Annotated in this window: 18 protein-coding genes and 1 riboswitch; of the genes, 11 read left to right on the top strand and 7 right to left on the bottom strand. The window is 37.0% G+C overall.

Annotation, left to right across the window (positions count from 1 at the left end; genetic code table 11):
• Positions 1-78: 78 nt before the first annotated feature.
• A riboswitch (cobalamin riboswitch) is annotated at positions 79-276 on the bottom strand.
• 207 nt (positions 277-483) lie between these two features.
• Together DU508_RS06165 and DU508_RS06160 are read left to right on the top strand one after the other, a co-directional pair.
• A complete protein-coding gene (locus DU508_RS06165; RefSeq protein ID WP_115401971.1) occupies positions 484-3,177 on the top strand; it encodes a M14 family metallopeptidase in 2,694 nt (897 codons plus the stop codon).
• A 98-nt stretch (positions 3,178-3,275) separates the two neighbouring features.
• Positions 3,276-3,992 (top strand): DsbA family oxidoreductase, encoded by a 717-nt coding sequence (locus DU508_RS06160; protein WP_115401970.1) that lies wholly within the window; start codon positions 3,276-3,278, stop codon positions 3,990-3,992.
• 338 nt (positions 3,993-4,330) lie between these two features.
• Here the strand turns inward: DU508_RS06160 and DU508_RS06155 are convergent, their stop codons facing one another.
• From DU508_RS06155 to mfd, 3 genes are all read right to left on the bottom strand, one after another.
• Positions 4,331-4,552: a DUF3820 family protein gene (locus DU508_RS06155; protein WP_115401969.1), complete on the bottom strand. Its 222-nt coding sequence runs from the start codon at positions 4,550-4,552 to the stop codon at positions 4,331-4,333.
• Entirely contained in the window at positions 4,552-5,688 is a 1,137-nt protein-coding gene (locus DU508_RS06150; protein WP_115401968.1) for an ATP-binding protein, read from the bottom strand. Before DU508_RS06150 ends, DU508_RS06155 begins: the two co-directional genes overlap by 1 nt.
• 88 nt (positions 5,689-5,776) lie before the next feature.
• The gene (gene mfd / locus DU508_RS06145) at positions 5,777-9,115 is read right to left on the bottom strand and encodes a transcription-repair coupling factor (RefSeq protein WP_115401967.1); all 3,339 of its coding nucleotides are present in this window, start codon (positions 9,113-9,115) and stop codon (positions 5,777-5,779) included.
• Between the two features lie 184 nt (positions 9,116-9,299).
• Here mfd and DU508_RS06140 point away from each other — a divergent pair, with 184 nt between their 5' ends.
• From DU508_RS06140 to DU508_RS06120, 5 genes are all read left to right on the top strand, one after another.
• The gene (locus tag DU508_RS06140) at positions 9,300-9,602 is read left to right on the top strand and encodes a DUF2752 domain-containing protein (RefSeq protein ID WP_115401966.1); all 303 of its coding nucleotides are present in this window, start codon (positions 9,300-9,302) and stop codon (positions 9,600-9,602) included.
• 5 nt (positions 9,603-9,607) lie between these two features.
• The gene (locus DU508_RS06135; protein ID WP_115401965.1) at positions 9,608-9,976 is read left to right on the top strand and encodes a TM2 domain-containing protein; all 369 of its coding nucleotides are present in this window, start codon (positions 9,608-9,610) and stop codon (positions 9,974-9,976) included.
• A 487-nt stretch (positions 9,977-10,463) separates the two neighbouring features.
• On the top strand, positions 10,464-11,561 hold the full coding sequence (locus tag DU508_RS06130) for a Nif3-like dinuclear metal center hexameric protein (RefSeq protein WP_115401964.1): 1,098 nt from the start codon (positions 10,464-10,466) through the stop codon (positions 11,559-11,561).
• Complete coding sequence (locus DU508_RS06125; RefSeq protein ID WP_115401963.1) at positions 11,561-12,304, top strand: zinc ribbon domain-containing protein; 744 nt, start codon at positions 11,561-11,563, stop codon at positions 12,302-12,304. The genes DU508_RS06130 and DU508_RS06125 overlap by 1 nt, the downstream gene beginning before the upstream one ends.
• A gap of 160 nt (positions 12,305-12,464) precedes the next feature.
• The gene (locus DU508_RS06120; protein WP_115401962.1) at positions 12,465-13,952 is read left to right on the top strand and encodes a YfgM family protein; all 1,488 of its coding nucleotides are present in this window, start codon (positions 12,465-12,467) and stop codon (positions 13,950-13,952) included.
• Here DU508_RS06120 and DU508_RS06115 read toward each other — a convergent pair.
• Complete coding sequence (locus tag DU508_RS06115; RefSeq protein WP_115401961.1) at positions 13,949-15,028, bottom strand: 3-oxoacyl-ACP synthase III family protein; 1,080 nt, start codon at positions 15,026-15,028, stop codon at positions 13,949-13,951. The two genes, DU508_RS06120 and DU508_RS06115, sit on opposite strands and share 4 nt — an antisense overlap.
• Before the next feature lie 642 nt (positions 15,029-15,670).
• On the opposite strand from DU508_RS06115, the gene DU508_RS06110 reads away from it, so the two are divergent.
• Positions 15,671-15,895, top strand: coding sequence for a DUF2683 family protein (locus DU508_RS06110; protein WP_115401960.1), 225 nt, complete (start codon positions 15,671-15,673; stop codon positions 15,893-15,895).
• A complete protein-coding gene (locus DU508_RS06105) occupies positions 15,892-16,170 on the top strand; it encodes a Txe/YoeB family addiction module toxin (RefSeq protein ID WP_115401959.1) in 279 nt (92 codons plus the stop codon). The genes DU508_RS06110 and DU508_RS06105 overlap by 4 nt, the downstream gene beginning before the upstream one ends.
• A gap of 33 nt (positions 16,171-16,203) precedes the next feature.
• Here the strand turns inward: DU508_RS06105 and DU508_RS06100 are convergent, their stop codons facing one another.
• The 3 genes from DU508_RS06100 to rsfS all read right to left on the bottom strand — a co-directional run bounded on the left by DU508_RS06100 (position 16,204) and on the right by rsfS (position 19,449).
• Entirely contained in the window at positions 16,204-16,848 is a 645-nt protein-coding gene (locus tag DU508_RS06100; protein WP_115401958.1) for a LutC/YkgG family protein, read from the bottom strand.
• Positions 16,849-16,942: 94 nt separating this feature from the next.
• Positions 16,943-19,048: an ATP-dependent zinc metalloprotease FtsH gene (gene ftsH / locus DU508_RS06095; RefSeq protein WP_115401957.1), complete on the bottom strand. Its 2,106-nt coding sequence runs from the start codon at positions 19,046-19,048 to the stop codon at positions 16,943-16,945.
• Between the two features lie 26 nt (positions 19,049-19,074).
• Positions 19,075-19,449 carry a ribosome silencing factor gene (rsfS, locus tag DU508_RS06090; RefSeq protein WP_115401956.1) on the bottom strand — a complete coding sequence of 125 codons (375 nt, stop codon included), beginning with the start codon at positions 19,447-19,449 and terminating at the stop codon, positions 19,075-19,077.
• Between the two features lie 44 nt (positions 19,450-19,493).
• Here rsfS and DU508_RS06085 point away from each other — a divergent pair, with 44 nt between their 5' ends.
• Positions 19,494-20,270 (top strand): biotin--[acetyl-CoA-carboxylase] ligase, encoded by a 777-nt coding sequence (locus tag DU508_RS06085; RefSeq protein ID WP_115401955.1) that lies wholly within the window; start codon positions 19,494-19,496, stop codon positions 20,268-20,270.
• A 7-nt stretch (positions 20,271-20,277) separates the two neighbouring features.
• The gene (locus tag DU508_RS06080; RefSeq protein ID WP_115401954.1) at positions 20,278-20,727 is read left to right on the top strand and encodes a protein-disulfide reductase DsbD domain-containing protein; all 450 of its coding nucleotides are present in this window, start codon (positions 20,278-20,280) and stop codon (positions 20,725-20,727) included.
• Positions 20,728-20,818: the final 91 nt, after the last annotated feature.

The following is a 20,818-nucleotide window of genomic DNA, read 5'->3' as shown; positions in this document are numbered from 1 at the left end:
CTTAAAGCAGAATTAATAAAAGGGTTAGTTTTATTATGAACCTATCAGACCTGACCAATTGCTCTATAACGCGAAAGCACCGTCAATTCGATATATGGTAGGTCTCCTGACTTATTCCCGATTTTATCGCCTTCCCATACCTAAAGGTACAGTGGCCTAATGATAAAACCGTTGTCTTTAAAAAAGACAGAATTTACAGTTGCGCGACAGCTCGTGATTTGCACACGATTCCCTTTTAATCTACAATTAAGTAAAGCCTATATCGGTTGATGAAAAATAAAGTTAAGAACTTACATCAAAGGCAAATGTATCGATTATGATGGAGGAATTTAAAGGATTGACAAATTTTGTATCTGATTTTGATTAAACTATAACGAATTGAGCTCTTTTATGCCACAAAATGTCATGTAACAAATTTACAGCAACCTAAATTTGGATATATTTCTACATTATATTTGATTCTCCAACAAACAACCCTAAACTATGATTAAAAGACACTTTAAGAAGCTATGTTTAGCTTTTTTAATAGTAAGCAGCAGTGTTTTTGCACAAGAAATACCTTCGCCAAAATCGCATTTTGGTTTTACCATTGGTGATGATTATCAACTTGCCACCTACACTCAAACTGAAGCCTATTTTAAAAAGCTAGCGGAAACGTCAAAGCGTGTTAAACTGGTAGATATCGGCCAAACAGAAGAAGGAAGAAGCCAGTATATGTTAATTGTTTCTTCTCCGGAAAATCTTCAAAAGTTAGATCGGTACAAAGAAATTTCACAGCAATTGGCTCATGCTGAAATTACTCAAGAACAAGCAAAAGCACTGTCGCAAGAAGGAAAAGCGATTGTTTGGATTGATGGTGGCTTACATGCAACAGAAACCGTTGGTGCGCATCAACTGATTCAAACCGCTTATGAATTTGCTTCGAAAACAGATCCGGAAACCATGAAAATTTTGGACAATGTGATCATTTTATTTACCCACGCTAATCCTGATGGACAGGAGTTGGTTAGTAATTGGTACATGAGAGAGAAAGATCCCAAAAAGAGAACTTTATCTGGTTTGCCAAAGTTGTATGAAAAATATGCGGGGCATGATAATAACCGCGATTTCTTTATGTTAAACTTAAAGGAAACACAAAATATAGGTCGCCAGCTTTTTGTAGAGTGGATTCCCCAAATTATGTACAACCACCACCAGGCCGGCCCTGCCGGAACAGTGGTTGCAGGCCCGCCTTACCGCGATCCTTTTAATTATGTTTTTGACCCGACGCTTTTAACCAGCTTAGACGCTGTTGGTGCAGCGATGCATACCAGGATGAATGTTGAAAATAAACCGGGATATACGCAACGTGGAGGCTCTGTTTTCTCGACCTGGTATAATGGTGGATTGAGAACAACCACTTATTTTCATAATATGATTGGCTTGCTTACCGAAATTGTGGGAAGTCCTACACCATCAGAAATTCCATTGGTTCCATCGCGGTTATTACCGAACAGTGATTCTCCAAATCCGGTTACACCCCGTAAATGGTACTTTAAAAACTCGATTGATTATTCCGTTTCTTTAAATTATGCCGTGCTAAACTATGCACAGCGTTACCACGATGAATTGTTGTACAACATTTATCAAATGGGTAAAAATTCAATTGAAAGAGGTAAAAAGGATACCTGGTCTTTTTCTCCCAAAAAAATTGAGGCAATAAATAATGCCGCGAAAAAAGGAGGCTCGGGTAGTGCAGAAAGCAGCGATTTTGAATTTGGGGCAAGAAGATCCATGAGCATAAAATATTTCGATACCGTAATGAAAGCGCCGGCAAACAGAGACCCTCGGGGTTACATTTTGTCTGCTGATCAAGCTGATTTTAACTCTGCCATTAAATTCTTAAATGCGCTGATCAGAACAGGGATTGTTGTTCAAAAAGCAACAGCCCCATTTACGGTTGCTGGTAAGAAATATCCGGCTGGAAGTTATATTGTTAAAACGGATCAGGCTTTCCGTCCGCATGTTTTGGATATGTTTGAGCCACAAGATCACCCGAATGATTTTAAATATGAAGGCGGCGCTCCTATTCCTCCATATGATGCAGCAGGTTGGACTTTAGCTTATTTAATGGATGTAAAATTTGACCGGATTCAAGATGATTTTAACGGTCCGTTTGAAAAAAATCCTTACGGACAATTGTTAAACCCGGAAAATAGAATCCCTTCGGGGTCGGGTTATGTTTTAAGCGCGGCTCAAAATGATTCTTACACCGCGGTAAACGATCTGTTAAAAAATAAAGTTGATGTGTATCGCTCAACAGAAAATGGTGATTTCTATGTTTCATCGGCGGGAAAATCAATCCTTGAAAAAGCCAACGTCAAGATAAAATCTGCACCTGCTCCAAAAGATAAAACTAAAATCTCGGCCGCTAGAATTGCATTGTGGGATAATTATGGTGGATCAATGGCATCTGGATGGTTACGCTTTATGATGGAAAAGTATCACTATAATGCTATGGTTATTTATCCTCAGGATATTGATGCAGGTAATTTAAAATCTAAATATGATGTAATCATTTTTGTTGGTGGTGCTATTCCTGCCGTACAGGGAGGCGGTTTCGGTTCAAGAGCCGTTGGGCCAAAACCAGAAGAAATTCCGGAAGAATATAGAAATCGTTTGGGTAGAATTACAGTAGAAAAATCGATTCCTCAATTGAAAAAATTCTTAGAAACCGGCGGAAACATTGTAACCATAGGTAGCAGTACAAGTTTAGCTTATCATTTGAATTTACCTGTTCGCAATGCGATGATGGAAATTATAAACGGCGAAGAAAAAAGATTGCCCGCAGAAAAATATTATGTGCCGGGAAGTGTGCTTAATGTTGGAGTAGATACTAAACAACCATCAACATGGGGAATGGAAAAAGAGGCTGATGTTTACTTTGATAACAGCCCCGTTTTTAAATTAACAGGAGATGCTATTGCTACTGGTAAAATTAAGCCTTTAATGTGGTTTGAATCGGCAACGCCGCTGCGTAGCGGTTGGGCTTGGGGCCAGGCTTATCTTCAGGATGGCGTAACAGCTTTTGAGGCAAATGTTGGTAAAGGTAAATTACTCGCTTTCGGACCAGAAATTGCTTTCAGGGCACAAACTCATGGAACTTTTAAACTGATATTCAATCAATTGTATAAGTAATCAACCGCAGGAAAATAGAGAGCCGCTATCCTATAAGATAGTGGCCTTTTTACTTTCAATTTACCATCGTTAAGGAAGAAGAATCTAATTTTACCTTTATGAAAGTAGAAATCTGGTCGGACGTGATGTGTCCGTTTTGCTATATTGGTAAACGCCATTTTGAACAGGCAATAGAAAAACTGCCCTTTAAAAATGAAATTGAGGTAATATGGAAAAGCTATCAGCTCAATCCTGATTACCATAATACAAACAACGAAACGATTTACGAATACCTTTCCCGAAGCAAAGGAATGCCAATTGAGCAGGCCAAACAAATGACTAAACAGGTAGTTGATATGGCCGCAAATGCTGGTTTAAAAATCGATTTTGATACTAATATTCCTGCAAATACATTTAATGCACACCGATTAATCCATTTGGCTGCAAAATATAATCTGCAGGATTTGGCCGAAGAAAAATTATTCGAAGCCTATTTTATTAAAAGCAAAAATATTGGGGAGAATGATGTTTTAATTGATCTTGCTGAAGAAATTGGCTTAAACAAAACCGAGGCGAAGGAAGTTTTAGAAAGTGACCAGTTAGCCGAGGCCGTTCGTTATGATATTTACGAGAGTCAAAATTTAGGGATTCGTGGAGTTCCTTATTTTGTGCTCGACAGAAAGTATGGCGTTTCTGGTGCTCAACCTGTTCAGGCTTTCGAAGATGCGTTAACGCAAAGTTTTAAAGAATGGAAGGAAGCTCAACCGAAAACCACACTTGCTTCACTAAATAAAAATGACGATGCCATTTGTGATGAAAATGGTTGCGAGATATAAGTTTGTATCAATCTTACTCTGTCCTTTCTGAACGCAGTGAAGACCGCGGAAGCAGCTACGAAGTAAATCCCTGACCTGGCAGTATTTTACCCGGTTTACCGCTGAATTGTTTTTGTAAAATGACGTTGAGATGCTTCTGGTGTTTCCCGCAGATGCCGCTGATCACGCAGATAAAATAAAGTCTGCATAATTTTCTTAAATCTGCGGGATATTCTTTAAGAACCTAAGTTAAATTCATCTTCAGAAGATCATTCATTAATAACGTTATTTTCAATTGTATTCATGCTTGCTTCGCAGGTTTTCAGAATGACAAACCTTAGTTGCTAAAATTATACTTACTATCGATTCTGGTTCTTCAATGGCGTTAATAAATACTCCAATCCATTAACCCTAATCTCAAACATTGTTGCCATTAAATCGCCCAGTTTTCCTTTCGGGAAGCCTTTGTCTTTATACCAAAGCAAATAACTTTCCGGTATATTGCAAATTAAATAACCTTTATATTTTCCATAAGGCATTTGCATTTTCACTAAATCGAGCAATAAGGTTGGGTCAAACATTAAAGTATAAAATCTAAATAATTTTCTTTGTTAATTATAGAAAATGGTACATCAGGATAGTTTTTAGCAAAAAAGCCTGGAATTTTCTTTTTTTGGTTTCCCCATTTAAAATCGACAGCTAAGATCTCTCCATTTTTGGCTTCTATCATGTCAAGTTCCTGCTGATCATAGGTACGCCAGAAATAATGTTGAACACCCTGTTGCTGATACGACATTTTTTTGATACGCTCGCTGAAACCATAATTTTCCCACAAAATTCCCTGATCATTACGTAGTGCTAATAACCTAAAATCATTGATAATAGCATTACGAATTCCGTTATCATAAAAATACCATTTAGAAGATTTGGTTACTTCTTTACGCAAATTATTGCTGTAACCACCAACTTTATAAATGATAAATACTTTTGAAAGTAAATCGAGGTAACGATCTACCGTGTTTTTGCTAATTCCCAGCGAACGCGAAATCTCATCTATAGAAACTTCTGAACCAACCTGAAAGGCAATAAGTTTTAGTAACTCTAATAATTTATTGCTATTCTGAATGGTTTCATACATCAAAATATCTTTAAGTAAATATGATTTTACCAGCTCTGTTAAATACTGCGACTTCTCTGTAAGGGTTTCCAATTGAAATATTTCAGGATAAGCGCCAAAAATTAACCTCTCCTCGAGATTTTGCAAAGTCTGTAAGCCATTTTCATATTGCGCCAGTTCCATCTGAGCAATTGGATATAAATAGTAAGTTAAACTTCTCCCTGTTAAAGGTTCTCCTGTTTGGTTGGAAAGATCAAAAGCGGATGAGCCGCTTGCTATAATAGTTAAGTCTTTAAAGCTGTCAATAAGCAGTTTTAAAATTTTCCCGATTTCAGGGATTACCTGCGCCTCATCAATCACTAATAATTTGGCATTGCCTAAAATTCGACTGTAGTTTGCTACAGTTCTTGTGGTCAGCAAGATTTGAACATCCTGGTCTTCTCCATTTAATAAAAGATGTTCGATGTTTGCTTCAGCTGTAATCTGTTCAATAAGCCAGGTTTTTCCAACCCTCCTCGTTCCAAAGAGTAGAATTACTTTATTCTTTCCTATTTTATTCAGGATCGTTGATTTTAAATATCTTGAAATCTGACTTTGCATAAGTCAAATATAATAAAAAATGTTAATTGAGTCAGTTGATTGACTGAATTAACATTAATTGAGTCAATCAACTGACTGAATTAACGTTTTAATCAATTAATTCGAGTGTTTGAATAGCCTCTTCAACGGTATTTACATTATCAAAAGCGATGCGCAAAGTATTCTTAACCTCTTTCAAATTACACATTCGCGGATGGTTTTGGGCAAAAGTTAAAATCTTGGTAAAGGTATTTGAATCGAAATATTTCGATTGTTTATCGCTTAAAAAATAGCCCCGTAGGCTGTTTTTCTTGAAACTAATTTTCTCAAAACCGAGTTTTTTCCCAAACCACTGCAAACGAACCACACTCAACATGGTTTTTACCTGTGGCGGCACGGGGCCAAACCGATCAGCTAAATGTTTTTCAAAAATGGCTAAATCAGTTTCATTATCTAATTTAGAAAGCTCGGTATATAAGTTGTAGCGTTCTGTAATGTTGGTAATATAGGCATCCGGAATGTATAGCTCCAAATCGGTATCAACCTGCGTAAAACCCACAAAAGGGCGTTCAGGTTCATTTTCGAACAAACCTTTAAATTCAGCCTCTTTCAGTTCCTGAATGGCTTCGTCCAAAATCTTATGGTACATTTCAAAGCCGATTTCGGCAATGAAACCACTTTGCTCGGCACCTAATAAATTTCCGCTACCGCGGATATCTAAATCCCGCATGGCCACATTGAAGCCACTGCCCAAATCAGAAAACTCTTCAATGGCGCTTAAACGTTTCCGGGCTTCAGAAGTTAAAGTAGAAAGTGGCGGCGATAACAAATAACAGAATGCTTTTTTATTGCTTCTGCCTACACGGCCACGCATTTGATGCAAATCACTTAAACCAAACATGTGTGCATGGTTAATGATGATGGTATTGGCATTTGGTATATCCAGGCCTGCTTCAATAATTGTCGTGGCTACTAAAACATCTTTTTCGCCATTAATAAAATCGAGCATCACATCTTCCAGCGCATCGCCATCCAGCTGGCCATGTGCAATGCCAATTCTGGCTTTTGGAACTAATTTTTGAATTAATCCGCCTAACTGCATTAAATCATTTACCCGGTTATGAATAAAGAAAACCTGCCCGCCACGATCTAATTCAAACTGAACGGCCTCCTGAATCAACTTATCGTTAAAAACATGCAATTCAGTGCTTACCGGTTGTCGGTTTGGCGGTGGGGTACTGATGATGGATAAATCCCGCGCTCCCATTAATGAGAAATGCAAAGTTCTTGGAATTGGTGTGGCAGTTAAAGTTAAGGTATCTACATTTACACGAACTGCTTTTAACCGTTCTTTTGCGGTAACACCAAACTTTTGTTCCTCATCAATAATCATGATTCCCAGATCCTTAAACTTCACATCTTTACTTAGCAAACGGTGCGTGCCGATTAAGATATCAACCTTTCCGGCTGCAGCCTCAGCCAAAGTATCTTTGATTTGCTTACTGGTTTTGAAACGATTGATATAATCAACCGTAACGGGAAAATCTTTCAACCGCGAAGAGAACGTTTTAAAATGCTGTAAGGCTAAAATGGTTGTCGGAACCAAAACTGCAGCTTGTTTGCCCTCTGCAACGGCTTTAAATGCCGCACGAACGGCAATTTCTGTTTTTCCAAAACCCACATCGCCACAAACCAAACGATCCATCGGGTGTGGAGATTCCATATCCTTTTTCACATCTTGAGTAGCCTTTAACTGATCTGGTGTATCCTCGTAAATAAAAGACGCTTCCAGTTCAGTTTGCAAATAACCATCGGGAGAAAAAGCGGTTCCAGCCTGAGTTTTGCGTAAAGCATACAGTTTGATCAGGTCACGGGCAATGTCTTTAACTTTTTTTTTAGTGGTTTTTTTGAGTTTATCCCAGGCGTCGGTACCCAATTTATTCATTTTGGGTACGCCGCTTTCCTTGCCGCTATATTTTGCAATACGATTGAGCGAGTTAATGTTTACATAAAGCAAATCATTGTCTGCATAAATCAGGCGGATCATTTCCTGCGTTTTGCCGTTAACCTCAACTTTTTCTAAACCGGCATATTTTCCAATTCCATGGTCAATATGGGTTACATAATCGCCTGATTTAAGCTCACGAAGATCTTTGAGCGTAATCGCCTGGCTTTTCTGATAACCTTTTTTAAGCTTGTATTTATAGTAGCGATCAAAAATTTGATGATCAGTATAAAAGGCAGTTTGAATTTGCGGATCAACAAAACCTTCACGCAACATGCTGTTTATGGGCGTAAACTTTGCCGTTTTATCAATATCCTCCAAAATGGCATATAAACGTTCAATCTGTTTGGGAGAATCGGTAAAAATGAAGTTTACAATTCCCTCTTTTTCATTTTCCTTTAAGTTATGAATGAGGAGATTGAAATCTTTGTTGAATGATGGCTGCGGTTTGGTTTCAAATTCAAAGCGATCGCTGGTTTTATAAAAAAACTGTTTGCCAAATTCCACTAAAGGGAAATCGTGTAAATGATCGCCTAATAGTTTTTCATCACTGAAGGCAAATTTAGGATCGATCCATTCGGGATTTTGAGTTTTATCTGCCGCAGGCAAAGCTTTCCAAAGCTCAACGGCTTTTTTATAACCTGCTTTAACAATATCCAAAGTAAATTCGACATCCTTAAACCAAAGTTGCGTATCCTGATCAATATAATCGAGAATGCTGATGTTGCTTTCGGTTAAAAACTTAGCCTGAACGTTTGGCACAATGGTAAGCGATTTAACATCGGCTACCGAAAGCTGGCTTTCAATTTCAAAGCTACGGATACTCTCTACTTCATCGCCAAAAAACTCAATGCGATAAGGCAAATCGGAAGAGAATGAAAAAATATCGACAATACCACCACGAATTGAAAACTGACCAGGTTCATAAACAAAATCACGCCTGTCGAAATCATAATCAATTAAAAACTCATTAATGAAATCTATCCCCAGTCTAGCACCAAGACTGATTTCTAGAGTGTTTTTCTCTAAAGCAGAACGATCAATTACCTTTTCGGCAATAGCTTCAGGGTAAGAAACCACAATCTTTCCATATTCCGAATCGTGATTCAGTTCGTTTAAAACTTCGGCGCGAGCCAATACATTTGCAGTATCAACCTGCGTAAAATCGAAGGATTTTCGGTAAGAAGATGGAAATAACAAGACTTGTTTATCCAGAACGCTTTCCAGATCAGATTGAAAATACGCTGCCTCTTCCCTATCCGGAAGTACGAAGAGCAAAGGTTTATGCAGTAAAAAATAGGAGGAAAGAGCAACAATGGCATCGGCAGAACCCACTAATCCCTTTAATTGGATCTTAGGGTTTTTAGAGGCGTTCAACGCTTTGGTAAATTGAGTTACCCTATCGTCGGTTTTATATCTGTTTATTAAATCGCGAATGTTCAAGGCACAAAAATAAGCTTATTCTTTAATATTAACCCGCAATTTTGTTAAAGGTTTTTTAAGTTTGTGCATAGTTTCTTAGTGTGCAAATCCTAATTCGTCGTTTTATATTTACCGTTTGTCGAATAAACATATATTCCTGTAACAAAGCTTTTCTCATTTCCTCTAAAATGTATAAAATTGAAAGATGAAGAACATTAAAAACTTTCCGATAGAGCTTGCATTCTGGGTGATTGGTTTAGTGTTGCTGGCAACAGCAAATGGTCACGAACATCACTTCACACTTTGCCCGTTGGCAAATTTAGGCTACGAAGGCTGGTGTCCGGGATGTGGGATTGGCAGGTCAATCAGCCATATATTTCATGGCGAATTTACCGAAAGTTTTTCCGAACACTGGTTCGGGTTTCCGGCTCTTTTAATTATACTTTACAGAATTTATACATTGATAAAAAATAATAAAACATTTAAAATTTTAACAACAAATACATAGAAACCATGGATATATTTCAATCGCCTTTAATGTCGTTACCAGGTATAACGCCAGAAGAATACGCCTATTTACAACAAGCAACCACAGGCTTAAATGAGCAACAATTACGTAATTTCTTAATGATTTACGGTAGCAGAAGAAAACAACCATCAGAAATTTTATTGCTGGCCTTAATAGGATTTTTAGGTTTCGCAGGCATCCACAGATTCGTAATCGGACAAATTGGAATGGGTATTTTGTACTTTTTCACTGGTGGCTTGTGTATGATCGGTACAATTGTAGACGTGATTAATCACAAAAGCCTTGCTTTTGAATACAACCAGAAGATGGTTTTCGAAAGCTTACAAATGGTAAGAATGGGTGGCGGATTTTAATAAGAATTAAAGTAGCTTACGAAGTTTAAACGCCACAAGCAAGAGAAGACTTCTTAAGTTTTAATATTAAATTTTTGAAAAGCAAAGACAGAAGCTTTTCTTAATGTTCGCCCCGCTATACATTACAAGTCCGCACCCGATGAAACCAGTGCAAACAAGCAAGCATATCTATAAAATCATATATAACATGCTTAAATCGGGTTTGCGGGCTTTTCATTTCTATCGGGTTTAAGGTTCAATAATTGTGGTGCCTGGTTGAGTTTTACCACCCCTACCCCTCCTAAAAAAGGAGGGGATTAGCGAGTGAGGAGGTTTATTTGGTTGTTAAAATTAGTGCTAATGCTTATAACCAAAGAGCTTTAAATTTAATTCCAATCAACAATTTTTCAGTGTCCAACTTCCCTCCTTATTTTCAAGGAGGGGTTCGGGGTGGTTTTAATATTACTTTCCTTTTAAACCAAAACCGCAAATTATATATCTTTATAAAATGAAATTAGCTGAAATAACCAACTATTTAGAAAGCATTGCCCCGCTCAATTACCAGGAAGATTATGATAATTCAGGTTTAATTGTTGGCGATCCGAATATGGAAATCAGAGCCGCTTTGGTGGCTTTAGATTGCGTAGAAAAAATTGTTGACGAGGCAATTTCAACAGGCTGCAATCTCATCATTACCCATCACCCAATTGTTTTTAAAGGGCTAAAAAAACTGAATGGTAAAAATTATGTGGAGCGTGTAGTGCTTAAAGCCATAAAAAACAATATTGCCCTGTACGCCATTCATACCAATTTAGATAGCATTCATACCGGCGTAAATGCCAGGATTTGCGAACGCCTTGGCTTAACAGGAACAAAAGTACTGTTACCGAAAACAGGATTGTTAAAAAAATTGGTTACTTATTGCCCTCAGGCACAGGCAGAGCAATTACGTTCAGCTTTGTTTTACGCAGGAGCTGGCAATATTGGGAATTATAGCGAATGCAGTTTCAACGCTGATGGTATTGGAACTTTTAAAGGAAATGAAGATGCCGATCCTTTTGTAGGCGAAAAAGGTATTCGCCACAGAGAACCGGAAGTACGGATTGAAATGGTTTATCCTACACAGGCCGAAAGAAAAATTCTGGTCGCATTATTCGAGAATCATCCTTATGAAGAGGTGGCCTATGATATTTATAAATTGGAAAATAAACACCAATTGGTAGGTTCAGGAATGGTTGGCTGGCTGGAATACGATATGGATGGCTACGATTTCCTGCATTTAATAAAAGATAGGATGCAGGCTAAAGTGGTAAGGCATACAGAAGTGATTAATAAAAGAATAAAAAAAGTAGCCGTTTGCGGAGGCTCTGGGAGTTTTCTTTTAAAGGATGCCATTGCCGCCGGAGCTGATGCTTTTATCACGGCAGATTTTAAATATCATGAGTTTTTTGATGCGGAAGAAAAAATCATCATTGCCGACATCGGACACTTTGAAACTGAACAATTTACCTCAAATTTATTGGTTGAAATTATTCAAAAAAAATTTACTAACTTTGCAATCCGTTTAACGGAGCAAAATACAAACCCCATAAATTACTTGTTTTAATGGAACAAACCGTAGAACAAAAGCTAAAAGCTTTATACGAATTACAAAATATCCACACAAAAATTGATAAAATCCGCCAGGTAAGAGGCGAATTACCAATGGAAGTTGCCGACTTAGAGGATGATGTTTTAGGATTAGAAACCAGAATTTCAAAAATCAAAGGCGAACTTGATGATTTAGAGGATGCCATCGTAACCCGTAAAAATACAATTAAAGACGCACAAGCGGCTATCAAAAGATATGACACTCAATTAAAAGAAGTTAAAAACAACCGTGAATACGATGCTTTAACTAAAGAAATTGAGATTCAAGGTTTAGATATCCAGGTTTCTGAGAAAAAAATCAAAGAGCATGGTTTCGAGATCACTTCTAAAACTGAAATTTACGAAGCAGCTTTAGCTGATTTGGAAGGCAGAAAGAAAGATTTAGAAGTTAAGAAAAGCGAACTTGATGTAATTACTGCTGAAACTGAAAAAGAAGAGCAGGATTTACAAAAGAAAGCCGATAAAGCAGAACCTCAAATTGAAGAGCGCTTATTAGTGGCCTACAAACGTTTACGCAAAAATGCGGTAAACGGCTTAGCTGTAGTAACTATTGATCGCGATTCATGCTCAGGATGTTTCAATCAGATTCCGCCTCAACGCCAGTTAGATATTCGTCAGCGTAAAAAAATCATTGTTTGCGAGCATTGTGGCCGTATTTTAGTTGATGAAGCTTTAACTCATGAAGTAGCAGAAGCTTAATAGCATTTAATAAATCATAGGAGCGTCCCGATTTTTATTGGGACGTTTTTTGTTTATACACAAAACAAGAATAAGAATTCTGCGTTAAATGTAGATATTTGTTATAATGTGAATTCTGTTGTAATAACCAACAGCGCCAAAAATAGTAAAGCCATTCCTGATGATTAAATGTCTGCGTTTTTTTATACTTTCTATATTCTTTATATTTCCACTTTCCTTATTTGCTAACTTTGATTTTAACGCCAATTGCTTAAATGCATACCGGAGTATTTTTGAGTTAAAACTAGGCAATGCAAGGGCTTATATTGCAACAGAAAAAAAGCAAAGACCTAATAATTCCATTATACCCTTATTAGAAAATTATGTAGACTATTTTACCATTTTAACTTCTGAAAGCAAAGCTGATTTTGACAAATTGAAAGCGAATAAATCAGCCCGGTTAGATCAGATAAGTGATGATAACGATAGAAATTCTCCCTATTATCTTTACGCTCAGGCTGAAATTAATTTACAATGGGCATTGATTCGGGGCCGTTTTGGAGAATATTTCAATGCAGCCATGGAGATTAAAAAAGCCAACGGGCTTTTACAGGATAACGCTAAAAAATTTCCAAACTTTCACCTTAATATGAAAGGACTGGGATTGATTAATGCTGTTTTAGGCAATCTTCCTGATGGTACGTTAAAGAGTACCTTATCAGCTTTTGGCATAAAAGGCAATTTGCAAAATGGCTTAAATATGTTTGAGAAACTCGCAGAAAATCTTCCAAAATCCTCATACGAACCTTTTTATGAAGAAGTGGTTTTTTATTATGCTTATGTGCTTACCGATGTTGCCCATAGCGCGTCAGCCTACGCTAAAACGATGAAATACACCGAGCGAATTGCCGATACGAGCTTGTTAAAAAGTTATTTACAGAGTTACGTGTGTATCAAAAATGCCCATAATGATGAAGCAATTTCAATTTTGGCTAAAAAACCTGAAGGAGGTACATACCAACCCTTTCCTTATCTGGATTATTTAGAGGGCATCGCTCATTTAAACAAGCTGGATTTGAATGCGGCAAGTTATTTTAATCGGTTTTTACAAACTAACAAGGGGGTAAATTATATAAAAGATGCCAATTTGCATTTGGGCTGGATATTACTTTTAAAAGGAGATAAAGCCGGCTACACCGCTTATGCTGCTAAAGCAATAAATAATGGCTACACTTACAACGAGAAAGATAAACAAGCAAAAAATGAAGCTGCCGGACCAGTTCCTCTGGTCGATTTATTAAAGGCAAGGTTGTTGTATGATGGGGGCTATTTAACAAAAGCTTTACAGGCATTGGATGATCAGAAAACAACAGATTTTTCAACTGATAAGGATAAAACCGAATTTAATTATCGCCTGGGCAGAATTTATGATGATTTAGGGAAAGATGATCAGGCTTTGGCTGCTTATCAAACCACCATAAATCAAGGGAAAAACCTGAAGTATTATTTTGCTGCAAACGCAGCTTTACAAATGGGCAAAGTGTATGAAAGGCGCAAGAATGCCACAAAAGCAAAAGAGGCCTTTAATATGGCAATAGCGATGAAAAATCACGAATATGAAAGCAGTATCGAAAATCAGGCGAAAGCGGGTTTGAGGAGGCTTAATTAAAACCGATACACAAAGGCATTAATATGCATTCCTGCCCCTACTGATGCAAAAACAGCTACATCACCTGCTTTAACTTTATATCCTTTAACCTGTTCTTTCAAAACTAAATCGAGCAAAGTTGGTACAGTTGCAACGGAACTGTTTCCCAGCCATGAAATGGTCATAGGCACTAAGTTTTCAGGAACGGCATCTTTGCCATAAAGCTTAAATAAACGCTTCATAATTGCGGTGTCCATTTTCCCGTTGGCCTGGTGAACAAACACAATATTCACGTCTTCAACGCTTAATCCCGCCTTATCTATCGCTTTCTTAATTACCTGTGGTACCTGAACCACTGCAAACTCATAAAGCTTACGGCCGTTCATTTTTAAATAGAAATTTCCACTGGTTTCATCGGGGTGAGAGCCCTTTCCCATGGTTAATAAGTTGCCATAATTTACAGCATGGGTTTCTGTTTTGTGTGCTAATATTCCCCTCTTTTGCTCCAGCTCTTCCTTTGCTTCAAAAATTACAGCTCCTGCACCATCAGAAAAAATCATACTGTCACGATCATGTGGATCGATAATTCTGCTCAGTGTTTCCGCTCCGATGACTAATACGCGTTTAGCATCGCCACTTTTAATATAATAATCTGCCTGGATAGATCCCTGAACCCATCCCGGACAACCAAAAATGATGTCGTAAGCCACGCAATCAGCATTTAAGATCCCAAGTTCTTGTTTTACCTTTGCCGCAAGCGCAGGCAGTACATCTATTCGATTGCTTCCTAATGGAATATCTCCAAAATTATGACAGAAGATGATATAGTCTAAAGTTTCCTTATCTATTCCAGCATTTTCTATTGCTTTTTCAGCAGCTTTTGCACCTATGTGATTACTTAACTGCTGCGGACAAGCATATCTTCGTTCAACAATTTCAGTGATTTCAGAGAATTTGTGGATAATCTCTGCATTCTCTTTTTCTAACGGATTTCCGTTTTCGAAAAAGGTAGAATTTAAGAATTCGTTACCAGAAATAACATTCTCAGGGATATAGCTTCCTGTGCCGATAATTACAGTATTTATTATTTTGCTCATAATTATAATACCGCATACTAAATCGGTATGTAGTATAAAAATATGATTAATAAATCATAAATGGAAATTTTTTAACTAAAATCATCAATCAGAAAAACAAAAAGCCGCTTAGGGCCATGTGCGTAATACCCGAAAGTTTTTCGATATCAACAGTTTGGCTTTATTTTTATTGTTGCTAAAGTTCTGGTTGCGAATTGGATATATTTCTTGCCTGAGCTAATACAAGCTATTGTAAATACTTACAGCATTGATACAGATATAAAATTAATAAAGATATTTCATTCGGTTATAATAATTTCTTTTATGATGAGACTTTTAATATAGATAAACTTCTTATGGTAGGGTAAACCGTAGTAAAGCTTCTAATGACCTTTTGTGGACGGTTTATAGAAAAGAGGAATAGATAGAAAGAGATATAAATGTTTTTAGGCAAAATTTACTGTAAGCTATGGTTTAATAGATAAAGAGCATTAGGATTTCTGACCTCTCCTTTCATTATGACTAAAACAATCTGATGGTACTGGAACTAAGGTAAAAAGTTTAGAAATGTCGGCTAAGTAGTGGGTACACTTTATAAAGCAGATGTTTGAAATAAATTTTTAGTAATTTTGATTAAGTCTTTAATGCTAAAAATTAATAATCATGGAAAGTATAACGATTTACCCTAAAAATGAAAGGCAAAAATCTTTGCTCAAATCATTATTGCGAGAGTTGAAGGTTCATTTTGAAATCGAAGAGAACAATAATAATACATTCTTGAGTGAAAAAGATTACTATGCTAAAATTGACAAGTCCATAGCGCAAGCTGAAAATGGTAAAACAAAAAAACTAACTAAAGAAGAGCAAAAAGAATTTTTAGGCTTATGAGTTATGCAATTGAATTTACTCCCGAAGCAGAACTAGATATTAAAAGGCATAAAAAAAACGCAGATAAAAAAGTTTTAATTAAAATTGATAAACTTTTAAACGAATTAAGAGAGCATCCAACTTCCGGAACTGGAAAACCCGAAAAGTTAAAACATTACCAAATCTTGACTTGGTCAAGAAGAATTACCAGCAAACACAGGCTTGTTTACAGAATACAAGATGAAAGAGTGGTTGTTCTGGTTCTTTCTTTTTGGGGACATTATGCTGATAAATAAGCAAACCACCCAAACTAATTCCGTACTTTCCCCTTAACTAAAATCATCAATCAGAAAAACAAAAAGCTCTTTAGGGCCATGTGCGCCCAATACCAGTGTCTTCTCAATATCGGCGGTTCTGCTTGGCCCGGTAATATTGCTGATCATTGATGGAATTTGATTTCCGTATTTGTTTTTTAGCAATTGGAATGCATCTTTTAAATCCAAAACAAGTTGGCTTGTTCTGGCAATTACGATGTGATGATGAGGGAAAATGCTCAATCTTCTTCCTGCTTGACTTTGATTGCTAACCATTACACTTCCATTACGCGCGATAAGTGCCTCACAAAGTGTAATGCCTACTTCAGCTTGTTCAAAATCTTTATCCGTTTGATAAAATGGAAATTCGTATTTCGCCAAAAACTCCTGAAGTTCTGGTTCCCAGCAATAAATTTTCCGCCATTTAAATTTATCAGCAAGTTGAAGCATGTTTTCGAAGAAATCGATCCCGTCTTCGCAAAAAATAAAATTTCCGGATATAGCTGTTAATTGCTCCGCGAATAAAATTTCCAGTTCTTCGGTGTTTTTTTTATATAGCGGGCTTTCTTCTAAATGTGGATAAGGATTCTCTCGCTTTTCTAAAAGCGCTTTCCTGATCTTCTTTAGCATTTGCTCTTTCGCGGTTGTATTATCCTTCATTGTATAAAAAAAATGAAACCTTGAATTTTTGAGGTTCAAGGTTTCAAACTTATGTATAATTGTTTTGATATGCAATTTAACGCATATGCCAGTATTACTCTTTTTCTGTTGCAGGATTTAACCCTGTAACTTCCTGATTGATGTCAGTATCACCAACGCCATCATGCACCAATCCTTCTGCAGCAGGAGTTTGATCTCCGGTTCCATTTACAAATTCATCATAAGTGGTACGTGTATCAAAAGGACGTTTACCCAAAATTTCCTCCAAATCTGCCTGGAATAAAATTTCTTTTTCCAATAACTTCTGGGCTAATTTTTCCAATCCTTCGCGTTTTTCAATCAATAACGCTTTAGTTTTGATATATACATCACCAATCAGCTTTCTAACTTCAATGTCAATGAGTTCTGATGTTTTTTCAGAATATGGTTTGTTGAAATTATATTCATTTTGAGGGTCATGGAAAGAAACATTTCCAACAGCCTCATTCATGCCGTAAATACTAACCATTGCATAAGATAATTTGGTAATGCGCTCTAAGTCATTTTGTGCGCCGGTAGAAATTTTACCAAATGTGATATCTTCAGCAACCCGGCCACCCATTGTCATGCACATTCCATCAATTAACTGTTCAGTGGTATACAGGAATTGCTCCTTGGGTAAATATTGCGCATAACCTAAAGCTGCTACTCCCCGAGGTACGATGGATACTTTAACCAATGGGTCAGCATGTTCCAAGAACCAACCGGCAATAGCGTGGCCTGCCTCATGGTATGCAACAATGCGCTTCTCTTCTGGAGAGATAATTTTATTTTTCTTCTCTAAGCCACCAATTACACGATCAATAGCGTCTTGAAAATCTTGCATATCAACCTGCTCCTTGTTTCTACGGGCAGCAATTAAAGCCGCCTCATTACAAACATTGGCAATTTCGGCACCTGCAAAACCAGGGGTTTGTGCCGATAGTTTCTTCGCATCAACTTCTACGGCTGTTTTAATTGGTTTTAAGTGAACATTGAAAATGTGTTCGCGGCCAACTAAATCAGGTTTATCAATAGAAATTTGTCGGTCAAAACGACCTGGGCGTAATAATGCAGAATCTAAAACATCAGGACGGTTGGTTGCCGCAAGAATAATGATACCTGAGTCTGTTCCAAAACCATCCATCTCAACCAATAATTGGTTCAATGTGTTTTCGCGCTCATCGTTTCCGCCCATTACACTATTTTTTCCGCGGGCACGACCAATTGCATCAACCTCATCGATAAAAATAATACAAGGTGCTTTGTCTTTAGCTTGTTTAAATAAATCTCTTACACGTGATGCACCAACACCTACAAACATCTCTACAAAATCAGAACCCGATAAAGAGAAGAAAGGTACTTGTGCTTCGCCTGCAACTGCTTTGGCCAATAAAGTTTTACCTGTTCCCGGCGAGCCAACCAATAATGCGCCTTTAGGGATTTTACCTCCCAGGTTTGTATATTTTTTAGGGTTTTTAAGGAAATCCACAATTTCCATCACCTCTTGTTTAGCTTCTTCTAAACCTGCAACATCGTTGAATGTGATGTTCACCTGGCTTTCTTTATCAAATAATGTTGCTTTTGATTTTCCGATGCTGAAAATCTGGCCACCGCCACCAGCACCACCGCCCATACGGCGCATCATAAAAATCCAGAAACCGATTAATAAAAGCAATGGCAAACCAATGTTGACCAATAAGCCCAGAAACGGATTGCTTCGGCTTTCTTTTTCTGCCAGTATTCTTGGTTGATCGGGCGGAAGATTCCTTTGAGATTCAGCAAGTTGCTTATCCAAACCATCCATAGTACCCGCATTGAAGTAAACTACAGGGCCGCTATTTACTGAAGCAAACCTACTGGTGCTTTTATATTTTTCGTATTGAGGTTTCTTTAAGGCCGCAGGTTTAATATAAACCTCAACTTTTACTAAATCTTCGCTTTTGTAGGCGACTAATTTCTCCACATCTCCAGTTAAGAGCATCTTGCTCTCAAATTCTGGATAATCAATTTTTTTACCACCATCACTTGAGAATAAAACTTGAGCAGCTATTATGGCAACAATAATTGCAGCATAAACCCAAAAAATATTAAACTTAGGGGCTTTTTGTGGTTTTTTCGGGATATTAGGTATTCTTCTTCCCGGTTTCTTGTTTTCGTTTGTATTTTGATTATCGTTCATTTGTATTGTTCAAAATGGTTCAGAGGTTATGCGCTTTGATAATTTGTGCTTTCTGCATCTCCCCACAATTCTTCAATGCCATAAAAATGGCGTTTTTCAGTTTTAAAAATGTGCACAACCACATCAAAATAATCAAGAATAATCCAGTCTGCAGTTTCGAAACCCTCCTTATGTCTTGGATCGGCCTGTGTTGCTTTATAGATTTCTTTTTCTACGCTATCGGCAATAGCTTTTACTTGTGTGCCGGAGTTGGCGCTAGCAATGATAAAATAATCTGCTACAGAGGTATGAATATTTGTTAGATCTAACCGCACGATATCTTCTCCCTTTTTTTCCTGTATGCCATGAACGGCTAACTCAGAAAGGTATGTAGAAAGGGCTACTATTTTCTTTTTTACCATTAAAATGCTTTAATTTTGGAATTACAATATTATAAATTCAACACTTGCAAAATAACACTTTTTCGACACTATTTGTTGGTCAAAATTTAATCAAATTAAAAGAAGTTGATTCTACTAATAACTTTTTAAAGGAATTAGTGTCAAAATCCGAGCCATTACCGGAAGGAACTGTAATTATGGCAGATAATCAAATAGCTGGTAGAGGACAACAAGGAAGTGTGTGGCAAACTCAGGCAGGGAAAAACATTAGCACGAGCGTATATTTAAAGCCGTCTTTTTTGCCGTTAAATAAGCAGTTTTATCTGAATATCGCCGTTAGTTTAGCTGTTAGCGATACTTTATCACATTTCATTCCCGAAGGGATTAAAATTAAATGGCCAAATGATATATACCATTTAGACAGGAAACTGGGCGGGATATTAATTGAAAACATACTGACAGGTGCATTTATAAAATCATCAGTTATTGGCATTGGTTTAAATATCAATCAGAAAGATTTCGCAGATAATATCAGTCATCGGGCCACTTCCGTCATTCAAATTTTACAAAAGGAAGTTCAATTAGACGTCATTATCCAGAAATTATTCGTTTTTATGGAAAAATACTACCTAATTTTGAAATCAGGAAATTTTAGTATTTTACAAAATATTTACCTGGAAAAGCTATATGATTTTGGTGTAACGGCAACTTACAAACAAAATGGAGAGGTTTTTGAAGGTATAATAACAGGAGTTGATGATACTGGTAAATTATTAATGAACATTAATGGCAGCCAGCGATCATTTAATTTTAAAGAAATAGAATTTACACACACTAAATAAACACACAATGAAAAAAATTACCCTGGCGCTATCAATGGTATTATTTACCGTTGCTGTTGCGTTCGCTCAAATTGAGAAACCAGTAACATGGTCTTATGCTGCAAAAAAAATCAGCAAAACCGAAGCTGTTTTATATTTGAAAGCATCCATTGATGATAAATGGCATATCTATTCTCAAAATGTTAAGGATGGCGGACCGGTAAAAACCACTTTTGCTTTTTCTCCATCAAAAGATTTTTCTTTAGTGGGAAAAACAGATGAACCCAAAGCGATTACTAAGTATGAAGATACTTTTAAAATGAATGTCAGCTATTTTGAAAAATCAGTGATTTTTCAGCAAAAAATAAAACTGAATAAAGCCACTGCCACTGTTAAAGGTAAAGTTGAGTTTATGGTTTGTAACGATAGACAATGTCTTCCGCCAGAAGAAGTGGAGTTTAGCATACCGGTTAAATAATTGATAACAAAATGATTGCAGGCAGTCCCGATATTTTTGGGACTGTTTCTTTTTAAAGTAAAATCTAATCTGTGCAGGGCGTTATAAACGA

This window comes from Pedobacter chinensis (assembly GCF_003339865.1).
Taxonomy (GTDB): domain Bacteria; phylum Bacteroidota; class Bacteroidia; order Sphingobacteriales; family Sphingobacteriaceae; genus Pedobacter; species Pedobacter chinensis.
This window is presented reverse-complemented; position numbering and strand designations above follow the sequence as displayed.